Here is a 17,437-nt window from a genome sequence, read left to right as displayed (position 1 = left end):
TTGCTCGCGTGCAGGCGGCTGGGTGACCGGTCGCCCTGCGTGCGTCGTGTGGTGACGCAATGCAGAGGGCTTGGGGGATGGTGCCCGGATGCAGCCGTCATGCGGTGGGTGCTCAGGGTGCGTCGGGTGGTGACGCAGTGCTGACGGCGCGGGGAGAGTGCTCGCGTGCAGGCGGCTGGGTGACCGGTCGCCCTGCGTGCGTCGGGTGGAGACGCAATGCAGAGGGCTCGGGGAGGGTGCCCGGCTGGAGGCGGTCGCGCGGCGGGTGCTGTGGATGCGTCACGTGGTGACGCAATGCAGAGGGCTTGGGGAGGGTGCCCGCGTGGGACGGTCACGCGACGGGTCCTCGGGGTGCGTCGGGTGGTGACGCAATGCAGAGAGCTCGGGGGAGGGTGCCCGGGTCGGGACGGTCCGGCGACCGGTGCCCTGCGTGCATCGTGTGGCGACGCAACGCAGAGGGGTGGGGCGGCCTCACGCCGCGGGCCACCCCATCCATGCTCGGTCACCAGGGGCGCTGGACCTCGACGTCCCGGGGGTCGGTGCCCTCGATGCTCCACCCGCCGTCGGTGCGGGTCCACGTGGCGTCGGGGCCCTCGTCGACGAGCCGGGAGACGGCCGCGACGAGACGCTCCACGCCCTCGAGCGTGCTGCCGAGACCGATGCTGGCTCGCACGGCCGTGGTGGAGCGCTCGCCCCACGGGTCGTCGAGCAGCTCGTCGACGAGCAGGTGCGCGCAGAACTTCCCGTCGCGCACCCCGATGCCGTGCTCGACCGAGAGCACCTGCGAGACGAGCGAGGAGTCCCAGCCGTCGATCGTGAAGGCGACGACGCCGACGCGGTCGTGCTCGTCTCCGAAGATCGAGAGCAGCTCGACGCCGGGCACCTCCTCGAGGCCGGTCCGCAGGCTCTCCAGGAGCTGCTCCTCGTGCGCCTCGATCGCCTCACGGTGGCGCGTGATCGTCGCGCAGGCCGCCGCGAGCGCGACCGCCCCGATGACGTTCGGGCTGCCGCCCTCGTGCCGCGCCGGGCCGGTGGCCCACGTCGTGCCGTCCTCGGTCACCGATCGGGTCGCGCCGCCGCCGAGCAGGTACGGGTTGCCCGCGTCGAGCCAGTCCGAGCGCCCGGCCAGCACGCCGGCACCGTAGGGCGCGTAGGTCTTGTGGCCCGAGAAGGCCACGTAGTCGGCGTCCCAGGCGTCGAGGTCGATGGTCCGGTGAGCCGACAGCTGCGCGGCGTCAACGGCCACGCGCGCACCGTGCTCGTGCGCCAAGGCGGCGAAGCGCTCGATCGGCCACACCTCGCCGGTCACGTTCGAGGCCGCGGTGAGCACGACGAGGCGGTGTCGCGACGGGTGGTCGACGAGCGCCTCCTCGAGCAGCTGCCGGGCGTCCTCGACCGTCTGGGGGACGGGCAGGCGCACCGTGCGGAAGCGTCCCCAGGGCAGCAGGGTCGAGTGGTGCTCCGTGCCGAAGACGAAGACGGTCGTGCGGCTGGGCAGTGCCTTGGACAGCAGCGCCCACGAGTCGGTCGTCGACCGGGTGAAGATCACCGTGTCGTCCGCCCGGGCGCCGACGAAGGCCGCCACCTCGGCGCGCGCCTGCTCGAACCACGCGCTCGTGACCCGCGACGCGAAGCCGGCGCCGCGGTGCACGGACGAGTAGGTCTGCAGAGCGCGGTCGACCGCCGCCCGCACCGTCTCGAGGGCCGGGGTCGACGCGGCGTGGTCGAGGTTCGCGTAGGCGACCTCACCGTGCAGCGTCGGCACACGAAGGTCCGAGCCGACGACGACCGGCAGACTGCGCGCCTCCGGGACGACGTGCAGCGTGCGCGTGCGCACGACCGGGGCCGTGGCGCCGTCACAGGGGGAGGAGGGGAGAACCGACATGACACTGCTCCTGGGTCCAGGGACCCACCGGTTGCAGGTCCGCGCTTGCCGGCCTCTGCGTCACGAACGCGCAGAGGACGGCCTGGTCGTCACCCGGAGCACCCCACCGCGGAGGAGGGTTGCTGGCCAGCGAGCCGGGGCTTGTCGCTGGCACTCATGACCTGCCGTCGAGGTTAGGGGCCCCGCTCGCGGCCTGTCCACCGTTCGGTCCCGTCGTGTCGAGATCTGAGACGCCCCGTGTGTCGAGAGGCTCATGCCGAGGCCGCCCGAGGGTGCCGGGGGTGCGGACGGCATACGGAATCGGTGGCTGTTGCGCGTGTGACGCGTGAGTTCGAAGGGGCGTTCACGTACGGTGCCAGCATGGCGACACGTCCGTCCGGCACCCAACGACCCAGCAGCGCGACCACCTCGCGCGCCAAGGGTTCCTCGAGCGGCGCCTCGTCCCGCCCTCCGGCAGCGCGCTCGACGCGGCCGGCGCAGCGCAAGCCGGCGGCCCGCAAGCCGGCCCCGAAGACGGCGAAGACGCGTGGGGGCGGCTTGCCCTTCCCGCTCGGTGCCGTGCGCAACACATGGATGGGCGTCTCGCACCTCGCCGGCGGCGCGGTGCGCCGGGTCGGCCACAGCGCGGCCGAGCTCGAGCCCGAGCACCGCCGCGACGGCCTGGGCTTCGCCCTGCTCGCCCTCGCCGTCGTCGTCGCCGCCCGCGAGTGGTGGGGCGTCTCAGGCACCTTCGGCCAGGTCGTGCACGCCGTCTTCGCCGGCACCTTCGGCCGCGTCGCCTACGCCGTGCCGCTCGTGCTGCTCGCCCTCGGGCTGCGCATGCTGCGCGCACCCCAGGACGAGGCGGCCACGAACCGCGTCGTCGTTGGCACCATCGCCCTGACCTTCGCCGCGTGCGGGCTGGCGCACCTCGCCGACGGCATCCCCAACCCGCCGGACGGCGCCGACGGCATGCGCGCTGCCGGCGGCATCCTCGGCTTCCTCGCCTCGAGCCCGCTGGCGGCGGCCGTGTCGACCTACGGCGCGCTCGCCCTGCTCGTGCTGCTCGGCCTCTTCGGGCTGCTCGTCATCACGGCGACGCCCGTCAACATGATCCCCGAGCGGATGCGCCAGCTGCGTGCCCTCGTCATCCACCGCGAGGGCGACGACGAGGCCGACGAGCTCGACGCCCCGGCAGCCGCCGTGAAGCGGGCCCGTCGCAAGCCCGTCGACCTCGCCGAGCGCGACGGCGACGAGGCGTTCCGCCAGGCCGCGCAAAAGGCCAGCGAGGACTCGGGCAAGCCGCGACCGGGCGAGAAGCGGGCCACGCCGGCCGGCGTGCTCGCGCCCCGACCGGGCGGCCAGAAGCGCGGCGACACGTCCGCCGAGCGCGTCATCGACGCCACGGACCCGAAGACCCTCGGCGCCCCCGACACCGGCAAGGTCGGCCCGAAGGCCGAGCTCATCCCGCCGCCCATGTCGGAGCTGCCGGCCCGCGTCGAGCAGCTCAGCCTCGGCGGCGACATCACCTACCGCCTGCCCGACGCGGCCATGCTGACGCCCGGCGCCCCTCACAAGACGCGCAGCGAGACGAACGACCGCGTCGTCGAGTCGCTGACAGGCGTCTTCGACCAGTTCGACATCGACGCAGCCGTCACCGGCTTCACGCGCGGCCCGACGGTCACGCGCTACGAGGTCGAGCTCGGCTCGGGCACCAAGGTCGAGCGCGTCACCGCCCTGTCGAAGAACATCGCGTACGCCGTGGCCTCGGCCGACGTGCGCATCCTCAGCCCCATCCCGGGCAAGTCGGCCATCGGCATCGAGATCCCGAACCTCGACCGCGAGAACGTCGCGCTCGGCGACGTGCTGCGCAGCCACACGGCCCGCAGCAACGAGCACCCCATGGTCATGGGCGTCGGCAAGGACGTCGAGGGCGCCTACGTCATCGCCAACCTCGCGAAGATGCCCCACCTGCTCGTCGCGGGCGCCACCGGCTCCGGCAAGTCGAGCTTCGTCAACTCGATGATCACCTCGATCCTCATGCGCTCGACGCCGGAGGAGGTGCGCCTCATCCTCGTCGACCCGAAGCGCGTCGAGCTGACGGCCTACGAAGGCATCCCGCACCTCATCACGCCGATCATCACGAACCCCAAGAAGGCCGCCGAGGCGCTCGCCTGGGTCGTCAAGGAGATGGACCAGCGCTACGACGACCTCGCGGCGTTCGGCTTCAAGCACGTCGACGACTTCAACAAGGCGGTGCGGGCCGGCAAGGTGAAGCCGCTGCCGGGCTCGCAGCGGCAGCTGACGACCTACCCCTACCTGCTCGTCGTCGTCGACGAGCTCGCCGACCTCATGATGGTCGCCCCGCGCGACGTCGAGGAGTCGGTCGTGCGCATCACCCAGCTGGCCCGCGCGGCCGGCATCCACCTGGTGCTCGCGACCCAGCGACCCTCGGTCGACGTCGTCACCGGCCTCATCAAGGCCAACGTGCCCTCGCGCATGGCGTTCGCCACCTCCTCGCTCGCCGACAGCCGCGTCGTGCTCGACCAGCCGGGTGCGGAGAAGCTCATCGGCCAGGGTGACGCGCTCTTCCTCCCGATGGGCGCGAGCAAGCCGATGCGAGTCCAGGGCGCCTGGGTCAACGAGTCGGAGATCCACGAGGTCGTCAAGTTCGTCACCGACCAGCTGAAGCCGAACTACGTCGAGGACGTCACCGTCGCGGCACCGAAGAAGCAGATCGACGACGACATCGGCGACGACCTCGACGTGCTGCTCCAGGCCACCGAGCTCGTCGTCACGACGCAGTTCGGCTCGACCTCGATGCTCCAGCGCAAGCTGCGCGTCGGGTTCGCCAAGGCCGGCCGGCTCATGGACCTGCTCGAGTCGCGTGGGGTCGTCGGCCCCAGCGAGGGCTCCAAGGCACGCGACGTGCTCGTGCGCCCCGACGACCTCGAGCAGACGCTCGCGCTCCTGCGGGGGGACGACGTGCCGCACCCGAACGAGCCCGTCGACCTCGACGACGTCGTGGAGCCCGCGCAGCCGTATGCGCCCCCGCCCGTCGACATCGAGCCGGCGGACGCGTTCGCTCCCGACGACATGGACGACCGCGACGACGTGGACGACCTGGACGACCTCGACGGAGCGGACGGCCCTGCACCCGCGCAGCGCACGGCATCCCTCGTGGCGGAGCGGGGCGAGCAGCGCCAGCACGACGACGAGGAGCGGCCCGCGCCGACCGCCCGCTGGACCCCCGGCGACATGACGCGGACGGTCGAGGAGGACGACGAGGAGTCCGAGGACGCGTGGAGCCTCACCGACCGCGGTGCCCGCGGCTACCGGGAGCGCGACTGATGGTCAGGGGTTGAAGCGGTAGCCCAGCCCGGGCTCCGTCACGAGGTGCCGGGGCGCGGCGGGGTCGGGCTCGAGCTTGCGGCGCAGCTGGTTGGCGTAGACGCGCAGGTAGTTCGACTCCCTGCCGTACGACGGCCCCCAGACCGCGCGCAGCAGGTCCTGCTGCAGGACGAGGTGGCCGGGCTCGCGGCAGAGCGTCTCGAGCACCCGCCACTCGGTCGGGGTGAGCCGAACCTCCTCGCCCTCGACCGTCGCGCGGCGCTCGGCGAAGTCGAGCCGGAAGTGCTCGGTCGTGACGGGCTCGAGGTGGCGCCCGACGTCACCGCCGCGCCGCACGGCCGCGCGCACGCGGGCCAGCAGCTCCTCGACCCCGAAGGGCTTGGTGACGTAGTCGTCGGCGCCGAGGTCGAGCGCCTCGATCTTGTCGTCGGACTCGTGCCTCGCCGAGAGCACGATGACGGGCACGACCGACGTGGCCCGGATGCGGCGCAGCACCTCGGTGCCGTCGAGGTCGGGCAGCCCGAGGTCGAGGATGACGACGTCCGGCAGGTCCTCGCCCACCGACTGGACCGCCGTGCGGCCGTCGGCCGCGGTGACGACCTCGTTGCCGTGGGCGCGCAGGGCGATGGTCAGCGTGCGCTGCAGTCGGGGGTCGTCGTCGACGACGAGCACTCGGCTCACGCGTCCTCCTCGGTGTCGGTGGGGGCGAGCGGCAGCGAGACGACCATCGTCAGGCCGCCGCCGGGGGTGTCCTCGGGCACGAGCGTGCCGCCCATGACGGTGGTCAGCCCGCGCGCGACCGCGAGCCCGAGTCCGAGCCCGTCGCCCTGGGGGCTGTCACCGACCCGCTGGAAGGCCGCGAAGATGCGCTCCTTGTCGGCGTCCTCGACGCCCGGCCCCCGGTCGACGACCCGCAGCTCGACGCGCGAGCCGATGCGCCCTGCCGTCAGGCGCACGTCGGCGTCGCCGCTGTGCCGCAGCGCGTTCTCGACGAGGTTCGCCAGGACCCGGTCGAGCAGGCCGAGGTCGGCCCGCACGAGGGGCAGGTCGGCCTCGAGGTCGACGTCGACGCGGCCCGGCTCGGAAGTCGTGCGCACCGTGGAGACGACCGCGTCGAGCAGGTCGACGCTGTGGTGGTGGGCGCGCAGGGCGCCGGTCTCGAGCCGGGAGAGGTCGAGCAGGTTGCCGATGAGGGCGTCGAGGCGGTCGGCGCTCTCCTCCACCGACTCGAGCAGCTCGGCCTCGTCGTCGGCGGAGAGGTCGAGACCGGCCTGGCGCAACGTCGAGACACCGGCCTTGATGCTCGATAGGGGCGTGCGCAGGTCGTGCGACACGGCCGCGAGCAGCGTCGTACGCGCCGCGTTGTCGCGGGCCAGGCCGGCGGCGTCCCGCGCGGCTCTCACGAGCTGCTCGCGCGCGTGCAGGATGGCCGCGTGCGCGGCGTAGGCGTTGACGACGCGCTGGTCCTCGGCGGCGACGGGCGGGCCGTCGAGGAGCAGGTGCACGCCGTCGTCGACGGCGACGTCGACGGCCCACGTCGTGTCGGTCGGGAGGAGCCCGCCCGTCGGCAGCGCGGGGTCGGTTGAGGCGACGACCGTGGCCGGCCCGTCCGGGTGCACCTCGCCGAGCACCGCCCGGCGCATCCCGAGGTCGCCGCGGGCCCGGTCGAGCAGGGCGGGCAGGGGGCGCGGCTCGGCGAGCAGGTCGCGGCTCATGGCCGCGAGGGCCGCCGACTCCCGCTCGGCCGACACGGCCTGCTCGGTGCGGCGGGCCGCGACGTTGACGACCGATGAGACCGCCATCGCGACGAGGACGAAGACCGCGAGGGCCAGGGCGTTCGGCGGGTCGCTGATCGTCAGGGTGCCGCGCGGCTCGGTGAAGAACCAGTTGACGACGAGGGAGCCGACGACCGCGCAGAACAGGGCCGGCCAGATGCCTCCGACGAGCGCGCACGCGACCGTCAGGGCGAGGTAGAGCAGCAGGTCGAGCGAGAGCGTGTGCCCCTCGCGGGTCGCGACGAGCAACCCGGTCAGGGCCGCGAGCGACACGACCGCGAGCAGCAGGCCGCCGACGACGCGGCGCACCGGCAGGCCACCGGCCCGGCGCCTGCGACGGCCGACGCGCGACCCCTCGTGGGACACGAGGTGGACGTCGATCTCGCCCGAGCCGTCGGCCACCTCCGAGGCGATGCTGGGGCGCAGGATCTGCTGCCAGCGGCTGCGTCGGCTCACCCCGACGACGATCTGGGTCGCGTTGACGCCCCGGGCGTGGTCGAGGATGGCCTCGGCGACGTCGTGGCCCGACACGTCGTGGAACTCGGCGCCGAGGTCGGCCGCGAGCCGTCGCAGCCGGGTCAGGACCGCGGGCTCGGTCGTGGCGAGCCCCTCGGCGGAGCGGACGTGGCAGGCGATGAGGTCGCCGCCCGAGGCGCGGGTCGCGATCCGCGCACCGCGCCGCAGCAGGGTCTCGCTGCCGGGCCCACCGGTCAGGGCGACGACGACGCGTTCGCGGGCCGGCCACGGCTCGGAGATGCCCTGGTCGGCGCGGTAGCGCTCGAGGGCCTCGTCGACGCGATCGGCCAGCCAGAGCAGGGCGATCTCGCGCAGCGCCGAGAGGTTGCCGGTGCGGAAGTAGTTGGCGAGCGCGGCATCGACCTTGTCGGGGCCGTAGATGTTCCCGTGCGCCATCCGGCGGCGCAGCGCCTCGGGCGACATGTCGACGAGCTGCACCTGGTCGGCCCGGCGCACCACCTCGTCGGGCACCGTCTCCTGCTGCCGGATGCCGGTGATCGACTCGACGACGTCGTTGAGCGACTCGAGGTGCTGGATGTTGACCGTCGAGATGACGTCGATGCCGGCGTCGAGCAGCTCCTCCACGTCCTGCCACCGCTTCTCGTGCCCGGCACCGGCGCCGGCGCCCGTGCCTGAGCCGGAGGCGGCGTCGTCCGGCGTGACGTTGGTGTGCGCGAGCTCGTCGACGAGCACGACCTCCGGCCGGCGGGCGAGCACCCCGGCCACGTCGAGCTCGGTGAGGCGGCTGCCGCGGTGGTCGACCTCGCGGCGCGGGAGCACCTCGAGGCCCTCGAGCATGACGGCGGTGTGCGCCCGCCCGTGCGTCTCGACGTAGCCGACGACGACGTCGGTGCCGCGCGAGAGCCGGCGGTGCGCCTCGTCGAGCATGGCGACGGTCTTGCCGACGCCGGGCGCCGCCCCGAGGTAGATCCGCAGCGAGCCCCGAGCCATGGCCCGATCCTCTCAGGTCACCCCGCGCTCGGCGCCGCGAGGCGCGCGAGGGCGAGGTTGAGCCCGAGCACGTCGACCCGGGGCTGGCCGAGGAAGCCGAGCATGCGCTCCTGGGTGTGGTCGGCGACGAGCTGCCGGATGCGGGCGGCGTCCACTCCGCGGGCCGCGGCGACCCGCTCGACCTGGGCGGCGGCATACGCCGGCGTGATGTTCGGGTCGAGGCCGCTGCCGGAGGCGGTCAGCGCGTCGGCGGGCGCGGAGCCCACCGGGAGGCCGGCGGCCTCCGCACGAGCCTTCACCTCCGACTGCAGGTCGGGGCCCGGCCCGAGGTTGGTGCCGCCGCTCGTGTCGCCCGCGTAGTCGCTCGCGGACGGGCGCGAGTGGAACCACTCGGCCCCCGTCCAGCGCTGGCCGACGAGGCTCGAGCCGACGACCGTGCCGTCGACGCGCACGAGCGAACCGGCCGCCTGGTCACGGGCCGCGAGCTGGCCGACGGCCCACACGGCCGCCGGGTAGAGCACGCCGAGCAGGACGGTGAGCACGAGCATCGCGCGGAGACCGGCGAGGGACTGGCGCAGGAGGTTGTTCACGGGGTCACGTCGCTTCCGGGGTCACGGGGTGTCACGGGGGTCACAGGGGTCGGGAGGTGCTGGGTCGTGGCGGTCACAGCGGCAGGTGGCTGACGACGAGGTCGATGAGCTTGATCCCGATGAAGGGGGCGACGATCCCACCGACGCCGTAGACGAGCAGGTTGCGGCGCAGCAGCGCGGTGCTGCCGGACGGGCGGTAGCGAACACCCCTCAGCGACAACGGGATCAGCGCGACGATGACGAGCGCGTTGAAGATGACGGCCGAGAGCATCGCCGACTCGGGCGTCGCCAGGCGCATGACGTTGAGCGCCTCGAGGCCCGGGAAGAGCACGACGAACATCGCGGGGATGATGGCGAAGTACTTCGCGATGTCGTTGGCGATCGAGAACGTCGTCAGGGCGCCGCGGGTGATGAGCAGCTGCTTGCCGATCGAGACGATGTCGATGAGCTTCGTCGGGTCCGAGTCGAGGTCGACCATGTTGGCCGCCTCCTTCGCCGCCGACGTGCCGGTGTTCATCGCCACGCCGACGTCGGACTGGGCGAGGGCGGGCGCGTCGTTGGTGCCGTCGCCCGTCATCGCGACGAGCCGGCCGCCCTCCTGCTCCTTCTTGATGAGCGCCATCTTGTCCTCGGGCGTCGCCTCGGCGAGGAAGTCGTCGACGCCGGCCTCGGCCGCGATCGAGCGCGCGGTCAGGGGGTTGTCGCCCGTGATCATCACGGTGCGGATGCCCATGGCGCGCAGCTGGTCGAAGCGCTCCTTCATGCCGGGCTTGACCACGTCCTTGAGGTGGACGACGCCGAGCACGCGAGCGGCCCGGCCCGGCTGCCGCGACGCGACGACGAGCGGGGTGCCGCCGGCGCTCGCGATGGCGGCGACGTCGGTCAGCACGCCCTGCGGCACGTCGCCGTGCTCCGCGGCCACCCACCGGCACACGGCGTCGGACGCGCCTTTGCGCACGGCCGTGCCGTCGGGCAGGTCGACGCCCGACATGCGGGTCTGCGCCGTGAACTCCACGAACGTCGCACCGTCGCGCCGCAGGCCCTCGAACCGCTCCCTCGTCTGCGTGGGGAGGTTGGCGCCGGCGAGCTCGACGATCGAGCGACCCTCGGGCGTCTCGTCGGCGAGCGAGGCGAGGTAGGCGGCCTCGGTCACCTCGCTGTCGCCGAGGTCGGGGGCGCCGACCAGCTCGGTGGCTCGGCGGTTGCCGAAGGTGATGGTGCCGGTCTTGTCGAGCAGGAGTGTCGACACGTCGCCGGCGGCCTCGACGGCCCGACCCGACATGGCGAGCACGTTGTGCTGGACGAGCCGGTCCATGCCGGCGATGCCGATCGCGGAGAGCAGCGCCCCGATCGTCGTCGGGATGAGGCAGACGAGGAGCGCGACGAGCACGATGACCGACTGCGCCTGCCCGGAGTAGACCGCGAGCGGCTGGATCGCCATGACCGCGAGCACGAAGATGATCGTCAGCGTGGTGAGCAGGATCGTCAGCGCGATCTCGTTCGGCGTCTTCTGCCGGGCCGCGCCCTCGACGAGCGCGATCATCCGGTCGAGGAACGTCTCGCCGGGCCTGGTCGTGATGCGCACGGTGATGCCGTCCGAGAGCACCGTCGTGCCGCCGGTCACGGCCGAGCGGTCGCCGCCCGACTCGCGGATGACGGGGGCCGACTCGCCGGTGATGGCGGACTCGTCGACCGTGGCCATGCCCTCGACGACGTCGCCGTCACCGGGCACGACCTCGCCGGGGCGCACCTCGACGAGGTCGCCGACGCCGAGGTCGGCCGCGCCGACCGTCTCGAGCGAGCCGTCGGGGAGGCGGCGGCGGGCCGTCGTCGTCGTGCGGGCGGCGCGCAGGGTCGCGGCCTGGGCCTTGCCCCGGCCCTCGGCGACGGCCTCGGCCATGTTGGCGAAGAGGACGGTGGCCCAGAGCCACAGGGTGGTGCTCCACGCGAACCACGACGGGTCGACGGCGGCGACGACCGTCGTGAGGAGCGAGCCCACCCAGACGACGAAGACGACGGGGCTGCGCCAGACGTGCCGCGGGTCGAGCTTGCGCACGGCCTCGGGGAACGTCGCGACGAGCTGGCGGGCGAGCACGCGGAGCGACGACGGGGCGGGTGCGGGTGCGGACGGCGCCATCGCCGGTTCCGTGCCCGGGCCGCCGGCCGACGACTCGTCCGGCGTGTGGACGGGGGCGGGTGAGGGGGACAGGGTCATGACAGTGCCTCCGCGAGGGGACCGAGAGCGAGCGCGGGGAAGAACGTCAGGCCGGTCACGACGACGGCGACCCCGACGAAGAGGCCCGCGAAGGTGGGCGTGTGGGTGGGCAGGGTGCCGGCGTTGACGGGCCGGCGGCGTTGGGCGACGAGCGAACCCGCGAGGGCCAGCACGAGGACGATGGGCACGAAGCGGCCGAGGAGCATGCAGAGGGCCAGCGTGAGGTTCGTGTAGGGCGTGTCCGCCGAGAAGCCGGCGAAGGCGCTGCCGTTGTTGTTCGCCGCGGAGGCGTAGGCGTACATCACCTCGGTGAGCCCGTGCGGCCCCGACGCGAGCATCTGCGACGACACGAGGGGGGCGACCATGCCGATCCCGGTGAAGACGAGCACGAGCGCGGGCATGACGAGCAGCGCGAGCGCGGTGAGGGTGATCTCGCGGCGCCCGACCTGCTTGCCGAGCAGCTCGGGCGTGCGCCCGACCATGAGACCGGAGATGAAGACGGTGAGGACTGCGAGCAGCAGGGCGCCGTAGAGCCCCGACCCGACGCCGCCGGGGGAGACCTCGCCGAGCAGCATCGAGAAGAGCACCCCGCCACCACCGAGCGGGCTGAAGCTCTCGTGCATCGAGTTGACGGCACCGGTCGAGGTGCCCGTCGTGCTGGCGGCGAAGAGCGCCGAGGCCCAGGTGCCGAACCGGACCTCCTTGCCCTCGAGCCCGCCGAGCGGACCGGCGGCCGCGCTGACCTCCGCCCACGTGATGGCGGCGACCATGAGCCCCCAGAGGGTGGCCATGAAGCCGAGGACGGTCCAGCCCTGGCGGCGGTCGCCGACGAGGATGCCGTAGGTCCGCGGCAGCGAGAACGGGATGACGAGGATGAGGAAGATCTCGACGAGGTTCGTCACGGCGGTGGGGTTCTCGAAGGGGTGCGCCGAGTTCGCGTTGAAGTAGCCGCCGCCGTTCGTGCCGAGCTCCTTGATGGCCTCTTGCGAGGCCACGAGCCCGCCCTGGAGGACCTGCGAACCGCCCGAGACGGTCGTGACGGTCGTCGGCTCGGTGAGGTTCTGGACGACCCCGCCGAGCAGCAGCACGACGGCGCCGACGAGGGCGAGGGGGAGCAGCACGCGGACCGTGCCGCGCACGAGGTCGACCCAGAAGTTGCCGAGTCCCGTGCCGTCGGAGCGGGCGAGCCCGCGCACGAGCGCGACGGCGACCGCGAGGCCGACGGCCGGCGACACGAAGTTCTGGACCGTGAGGCCCAGGGTCTGCACGAGCGGCGACGTGCCCGACTCGCCGGCGTACGACTGCCAGTTCGTGTTCGTGACGAACGAGACGGCGGTGTTGAGGGCGGTGTCGAGGTGCATCGACGCGCCGCGGGCGAGGGGCAGCACGCCCTGCAGGGCGATGAGCGCGAAGAGCAGCACGATGCCGACGAGCGAGAAGCCGACGACGGCGACGGCATACGTCGTCCACCGCTGCTCGGACGACGGGTCGACGCGGCAGAGCCGGTAGACGAGGCGCTCGACGCGCCAGTGCCGGGTGTCGGTGAAGACGCGGGCCATCCACGCGCCGAGCGGCACGTGGACGGCGGCGAGGGCGGCGACGAGGACGGCGACGGTGAGCAGCCCGCTGGCGGTGTCGCTCATCAGAAGCGGTCCGCGTGGAGCAGGACGTGGACGAGGTAGGCCAGCACGGCGACCCCGACCACGACGAGGAGGATGGTGGAGAACATGCCTCCTTCCTAGGCGTGGCCGCACGCGGGGACCGCGACGTTGACCGCGCGCTGACACCTCTTGACGCGATCTTGACGGGGGCGCCACTAGAGTCCGAGTCGTGAGTGCGTCGCTCGAGCTCTGGCCGTCATCACCGCGTCGAACGGGACCGCCGTCGCGGGTGGACCGCTTGCGCCGCAAGGTCGCCGAGCTGCCGTGCGCGCTGCTGCTCTTCGTCCAGCTCGCAGCGCTGCTCGCCTACCCGTTCATCGAGACGCGGCAGGGCGACGTGCAGGAGGTGGGGCGCGCGATTTTCGGCCTCATCGGCCTCGTCGTGCTCTTCCTCGCCGTCCGCGCGGTCCGCGCGACCCCCGCGCTGACGTGGGTCGCGGTGATCCTCGGCGGGCCGGTCGTCGTGCTGACCGTCGCCGAGGCGATCTGGAGCGACAACCTCACGCTGACCTTCTGGAGCTCGGTGCTGCACGCCTGCTTCTACGTCTACACGGGCTACGGCCTGCTCCGGTACATGTTCGCCGACAACTGGGTCACCCGCGACGAGCTCTACGCCACGGGTGCGACGTTCACCGTCGTCGCCTGGGGCTTCGCCTACCTCTACCTCGCGGTGCAGATCGCCTACCCGAACTCGTTCACGATCTACGGCGAGACGGACCCCGGCACCCGCACGTGGTTCGAGCTGCTCTACCTGTCCATCACGACGATGACCTCGACGGGCCTGTCGGACATCTACGCCGTCGAGCCGCACGCGCGGGCGTTCGTGCTGCTCCAGCAGATCGCCGGCATGCTCTACGTCGCGCTCGTCGTCGCCCGTCTCGTCGGCCTGACGATCGCCCGCTTCCGCCAGTAGGCCGCGTGGCGCGCCGACGACGTATGCCGTCCGGCGCGGTCAGCGCGGTCAGCGCGGTCAGCGCGCTCTGCGGTCAGCGCGGCCCGTCGAGGGCGGCGAACGTCGCGAGGCTCGGGGCCCGGGTCGTCTGCAGGTCGCGTGCCACGGCCTCGACGTCGCGCATGACGCGCAGTGTGTTGCCGCGCACGAGCAGGGCGACGTCGGCCTCCGACCACGAGCGCTCGAGCAGCGCGGCCACGAGTCGCGGGTAGCCGCTGACGTCCTCGAGGCCGACCGGGAAGGTGTCGGTGCCGTCGTAGTCGCCGCCGATGCCGACGTGCTCGATGCCGGCGACCTCGCGCACGTGCTCGAGGTGCGCGACGACCTGCTCGATCGTCGCGTCGGGCTTGGGGTGCTCGCGCTGCCACCCGGCGGTGAAGCGGCCGAAGGCCTCCCAGTCCTTGGCGTCGACGCCGACCTCGGCGGCGGCGGCCGACGCCTCGACGCGCCACGCGGCGGTCGCGGGGGAGACGAACTCGGGGACGAACGTCACCATGCACACCCCGCCGTTGGCGGGCAGGGCGGCGAGCACGTCGTCCGGCACGTTGCGCGGGGTGTCGCACAGCGCGAGCGCCGAGGAGTGGCTGAAGACGACCGGCGCGTCGGCGGTCCCGAGGGCGTCGCGCATCGTCGTGGCCGCGACGTGGCTGAGGTCGACCATCATTCCCAGGCGGTTCATCTCGCGCACGACCTCGCGGCCGAAGGCGCTGAGGCCGCCGACGACCGGCTCGTCGGTCGCGGAGTCGGCCCAGGGCGTGTTGTCGTTGTGCGTGAGGGTCAGGTAGCGCACACCGAGGACGTGGAGCAGTCGGAGCGTGCCGAGCGAGCACCCGATGGAGTGCCCGCCCTCGGCGCCGAGGAGCGAGGCGATGCGCCCCGACGCGGCGGCGGCCTCGACCTCGTCGGCGGTCCGTGCGAGCGCCAGCCGGTCGGCATACGTCCCGATCATCCGGTGGACGCCGTCGACCTGCTCGAGCGTGGCCGTGACGGCCGAGTCGCCCTGCAGCGTGCTCGGCACGAAGACCGACCAGAACTGCGCGCCGACGCCGCCCTCGGCGAGGCGGGGGAGGTCGGTCTGGGTCGTCGCGACGGGGCCGGCGAGGTCGAGCGCCTCGAAGTCGTAGCCCGTCTGCACCCGCGCTTCCCACGGCAGGTCGTTGTGGCCGTCGACGAGCGGGTGCTCGCGGAGCAGGTCGCGGGCCCGGGCCAGCAGGTCGTCGCGGCGGTGGGGGGCGGGTCCGAGCATGTCGGCCATTGAACACCCCGGCCTCTAGAGTGGACGCATGACCCCTCCCCACCCGAGCGCCGACAAGAGCGTCGCACTCGTCACCCTCGGGTGCACGCGCAACGAGGTCGACTCCGAGGAGCTGGCCGGCCGGCTGCTCGCCGAGGGCTGGCGTCTCGTCGACGACGCGTCCGAGGCCGACGTCGCCGTCGTCAACACCTGCGGCTTCGTCGAGCAGGCCAAGAAGGACTCCATCGACGCGCTGCTCGAGGCCTCCGACCTCAAGGGCGACGGTGCCCGCACGCAGAAGGTCGTCGCGGTCGGCTGCCTCGCCGAGCGCTACGGCAAGGAGCTCGCCGACCAGCTGCCCGAGGCCGACGCCGTGCTCGGCTTCGACTCCTACCGCGACATGAGCGCGCACCTGCAGACGATCCTCGCCGGCGGCCACGTCGAGAGCCACACGCCGGGCGACCGCCGCACCCTGCTGCCGCTGACCCCCGTCGAGCGCCAGGCCGGCTCGGCCGGTGTCGCCCTGCCCGGGCACGGCGACGAGCGTCCCGACCTCGCCGACGCCGACGTGCCGACGCCGGCCAGCGGCCCGCGCGTCATCCGGGCCCGCCTCGACGGGCGCCCGTGGGCCCCGCTCAAGATCGCGTCGGGCTGCGACCGCCGGTGCTCGTTCTGCGCCATCCCGATGTTCCGCGGCGCCTTCCTCTCGCGGCGTCCGGCCGACATCGTCGCCGAGGCACGCTGGCTCGCCGAGCAGGGCGTCAAGGAGCTCTTCCTCGTCTCCGAGAACTCGACGAGCTACGGCAAGGACCTCGGTGACCTCGCCCTGCTCGAGAAGCTGCTGCCCGAGCTGACCGCCATCGAGGGCGTCGAGCGCGTGCGCGTCTCCTACCTCCAGCCGGCCGAGATCCGACCCGGCCTGCTGCGGGCCATGGCCGACACCCCCGGCGTCGTGCCGTACTACGACATCTCCTTCCAGCACGCGTCGGAGCCCCTGCTGCGCTCGATGCGCCGCTTCGGCTCGCGCGAGGCCTTCCTCGACCTGCTCGCCCGCGTTCGGGCCGACGCGCCGCACGCAGGCATCCGGTGCAACGTCATCGTCGGCTTCCCCGGCGAGACCGAGGCCGACCTCGCCGAGCTCGAGGCGTTCCTCACCGCCGCCCGCCTCGACGTCGTCGGCGTCTTCGGCTACTCCGACGAGGACGGCACCGAGGCCGAGGGGTATGCCGGCAAGCTCGCTCCCGAGGTCGTCGCAGAGCGGCTCGACCGCTTCACGCGGCTCGTCGAGGAGCTCAACGCCCAGCGCGCCGAGGAGCGCGTCGGCGAGCGCGTCGTCGTGCTCGTCGAGGAGATCGACGAGGAGGACGGGTCGGTCATCGGCCGGGCGGACTTCCAGGGCCCCGACGTCGACGGCGTGACGATCGTGCACGTGCCCGAGGGCGCTCCGGCGCCCCGGGTCGGCGACCTCGTGGCGGCGGTCGTCGTCGGCACCGAGGGGATCGACCTGCTCGCGGAGCCGCGATGACGAAGGAGACCCTCCACCGGGGCGAGGGCCCGTCGCCCAAACCCACCGACTGGAACCTGCCGAACGCCCTGACGGTGCTGCGCTTCCTCCTCGTGCCCGTCTACGCCGTGCTGCTCTTCCAAGGCGGCGGGGAGCAGCCGTGGTGGCGCTTCTGGGCCTGGGTGGTCTTCGCGGTCGCCGCGGTCACCGACGGGGTGGACGGCAAGCTCGCGCGGCGCCGCGGCGAGATCACGAACTTCGGCAAGGTCGCCGACCCCATCGCCGACAAGGCCCTGACGGGCACGGCGTTCATCGGCCTCTCGCTCCTCGGGGTCGTGTGGTGGTGGGTCACCGTCGTCATCCTCGTGCGCGAGATCGGCATCACGGTGCTGCGCTTCGTCGTCATCCGGCACGGGGTCATGCCGGCCGGCCGCGGCGGCAAGCTGAAGACGATGCTCCAGACACTGTCGCTCGGCTCGCTCACGCTGCCCCTCTGGGTCTGGCCTTTCGGCGACGTGCTGACGACGATCGCCTACGTCCTGCTCGGTGCGGCCTTCGTCATGACGGTCGTGAGCGGGGTCGACTACGTCTTCAAGGCGGCCCGGCTGCGCCAGACGAGCGAGCGCACGCGGCTGCGCCGTGCCGCGCGAGCCGCCGCGGGTGCCGCCCGGTCGGCCGGCGCGCTCGACGCGTCGGAGCCCGCACGCCTGCCGCAGCCGCACGAGTCGACGACCCCCGACCGGACCACCGAGCCGACCACCGGGCGGACCACCGGGCGGACCACCGGGCGGACCACGGAGCGGAACTGAGCGTGGCTGCCGACC

Annotated in this window: 12 protein-coding genes and 1 riboswitch; of the genes, 4 read left to right on the top strand and 8 right to left on the bottom strand. The window is 73.1% G+C overall.

The window, feature by feature from the left end; translation table 11 throughout:
• Positions 1-502: 502 nt before the first annotated feature.
• On the bottom strand, positions 503-1,885 hold the full coding sequence (locus ABT295_RS05355) for an aminotransferase class V-fold PLP-dependent enzyme (RefSeq protein ID WP_352393370.1): 1,383 nt from the start codon (positions 1,883-1,885) through the stop codon (positions 503-505).
• Positions 1,886-1,921: 36 nt separating this feature from the next.
• A riboswitch (SAM riboswitch) is annotated at positions 1,922-2,047 on the bottom strand.
• A gap of 198 nt (positions 2,048-2,245) precedes the next feature.
• Between ABT295_RS05355 and ABT295_RS05350 the strand changes: the two genes are divergently transcribed.
• Positions 2,246-5,215 (top strand): FtsK/SpoIIIE family DNA translocase, encoded by a 2,970-nt coding sequence (locus tag ABT295_RS05350; protein WP_352393369.1) that lies wholly within the window; start codon positions 2,246-2,248, stop codon positions 5,213-5,215.
• Between the two features lie 3 nt (positions 5,216-5,218).
• Here ABT295_RS05350 and ABT295_RS05345 read toward each other — a convergent pair whose 3' ends face one another.
• From ABT295_RS05345 to ABT295_RS05320, 6 genes are all read right to left on the bottom strand, one after another.
• Positions 5,219-5,896 carry a response regulator gene (locus tag ABT295_RS05345; protein ID WP_352393368.1) on the bottom strand — a complete coding sequence of 226 codons (678 nt, stop codon included), beginning with the start codon at positions 5,894-5,896 and terminating at the stop codon, positions 5,219-5,221.
• Positions 5,893-8,457, bottom strand: coding sequence for a DUF4118 domain-containing protein (locus ABT295_RS05340; protein WP_352393367.1), 2,565 nt, complete (start codon positions 8,455-8,457; stop codon positions 5,893-5,895). Before ABT295_RS05340 ends, ABT295_RS05345 begins: the two co-directional genes overlap by 4 nt.
• 17 nt (positions 8,458-8,474) lie before the next feature.
• Positions 8,475-9,005, bottom strand: a complete 531-nt coding sequence (gene kdpC, locus ABT295_RS05335) for a potassium-transporting ATPase subunit KdpC (RefSeq protein WP_502991128.1) — start codon at positions 9,003-9,005, stop codon at positions 8,475-8,477.
• Between the two features lie 115 nt (positions 9,006-9,120).
• Positions 9,121-11,262, bottom strand: coding sequence for a potassium-transporting ATPase subunit KdpB (gene kdpB / locus ABT295_RS05330; RefSeq protein WP_502991073.1), 2,142 nt, complete (start codon positions 11,260-11,262; stop codon positions 9,121-9,123).
• The gene (kdpA, locus tag ABT295_RS05325) at positions 11,259-12,905 is read right to left on the bottom strand and encodes a potassium-transporting ATPase subunit KdpA (RefSeq protein WP_352393365.1); all 1,647 of its coding nucleotides are present in this window, start codon (positions 12,903-12,905) and stop codon (positions 11,259-11,261) included. The genes kdpB and kdpA overlap by 4 nt, the downstream gene beginning before the upstream one ends.
• Positions 12,905-12,991 carry a potassium-transporting ATPase subunit F gene (locus ABT295_RS05320; RefSeq protein ID WP_352394691.1) on the bottom strand — a complete coding sequence of 29 codons (87 nt, stop codon included), beginning with the start codon at positions 12,989-12,991 and terminating at the stop codon, positions 12,905-12,907. Before ABT295_RS05320 ends, kdpA begins: the two co-directional genes overlap by 1 nt.
• Positions 12,992-13,092: 101 nt before the next feature.
• On the opposite strand from ABT295_RS05320, the gene ABT295_RS05315 reads away from it, so the two are divergent.
• Positions 13,093-13,836 carry an ion channel gene (locus ABT295_RS05315; protein ID WP_352393364.1) on the top strand — a complete coding sequence of 248 codons (744 nt, stop codon included), beginning with the start codon at positions 13,093-13,095 and terminating at the stop codon, positions 13,834-13,836.
• 73 nt (positions 13,837-13,909) lie between these two features.
• On the opposite strand, the gene ABT295_RS05310 is transcribed toward ABT295_RS05315, so the two are convergent.
• Positions 13,910-15,130, bottom strand: coding sequence for a dipeptidase (locus tag ABT295_RS05310; RefSeq protein WP_502991072.1), 1,221 nt, complete (start codon positions 15,128-15,130; stop codon positions 13,910-13,912).
• Positions 15,131-15,158: 28 nt separating this feature from the next.
• Here ABT295_RS05310 and rimO point away from each other — a divergent pair, with 28 nt between their 5' ends.
• The gene (gene rimO, locus ABT295_RS05305; protein ID WP_352393362.1) at positions 15,159-16,634 is read left to right on the top strand and encodes a 30S ribosomal protein S12 methylthiotransferase RimO; all 1,476 of its coding nucleotides are present in this window, start codon (positions 15,159-15,161) and stop codon (positions 16,632-16,634) included.
• Entirely contained in the window at positions 16,631-17,422 is a 792-nt protein-coding gene (gene pgsA, locus ABT295_RS05300) for a CDP-diacylglycerol--glycerol-3-phosphate 3-phosphatidyltransferase (RefSeq protein WP_352393361.1), read from the top strand. Before rimO ends, pgsA begins: the two co-directional genes overlap by 4 nt.
• Positions 17,423-17,437 lie beyond the last annotated feature (15 nt).

The organism is Terrabacter sp. NPDC000476, from assembly GCF_040300125.1.
In the GTDB taxonomy this organism is placed as follows: domain Bacteria; phylum Actinomycetota; class Actinomycetes; order Actinomycetales; family Dermatophilaceae; genus Terrabacter.
This window is presented reverse-complemented; position numbering and strand designations above follow the sequence as displayed.

Coding starts and splice junctions, on each gene's coding strand:
- kdpC (WP_502991128.1), bottom strand. CDS start 9,005: ATGCTCGTGCTCACCGTCCTGCTCGGCGTGCTCTACCCGGCGGCCGTG.
- ABT295_RS05320 (WP_352394691.1), bottom strand. CDS start 12,991: ATGTTCTCCACCATCCTCCTCGTCGTGGTCGGGGTCGCCGTGCTGGCC.
- rimO (WP_352393362.1), top strand. CDS start 15,159: ATGACCCCTCCCCACCCGAGCGCCGACAAGAGCGTCGCACTCGTCACC.
- ABT295_RS05340 (WP_352393367.1), bottom strand. CDS start 8,457: ATGGCTCGGGGCTCGCTGCGGATCTACCTCGGGGCGGCGCCCGGCGTC.
- pgsA (WP_352393361.1), top strand. CDS start 16,631: ATGACGAAGGAGACCCTCCACCGGGGCGAGGGCCCGTCGCCCAAACCC.
- ABT295_RS05310 (WP_502991072.1), bottom strand. CDS start 15,130: ATGGCCGACATGCTCGGACCCGCCCCCCACCGCCGCGACGACCTGCTG.
- ABT295_RS05355 (WP_352393370.1), bottom strand. CDS start 1,885: ATGTCGGTTCTCCCCTCCTCCCCCTGTGACGGCGCCACGGCCCCGGTC.
- kdpA (WP_352393365.1), bottom strand. CDS start 12,905: ATGAGCGACACCGCCAGCGGGCTGCTCACCGTCGCCGTCCTCGTCGCC.
- ABT295_RS05350 (WP_352393369.1), top strand. CDS start 2,246: ATGGCGACACGTCCGTCCGGCACCCAACGACCCAGCAGCGCGACCACC.
- kdpB (WP_502991073.1), bottom strand. CDS start 11,262: ATGACCCTGTCCCCCTCACCCGCCCCCGTCCACACGCCGGACGAGTCG.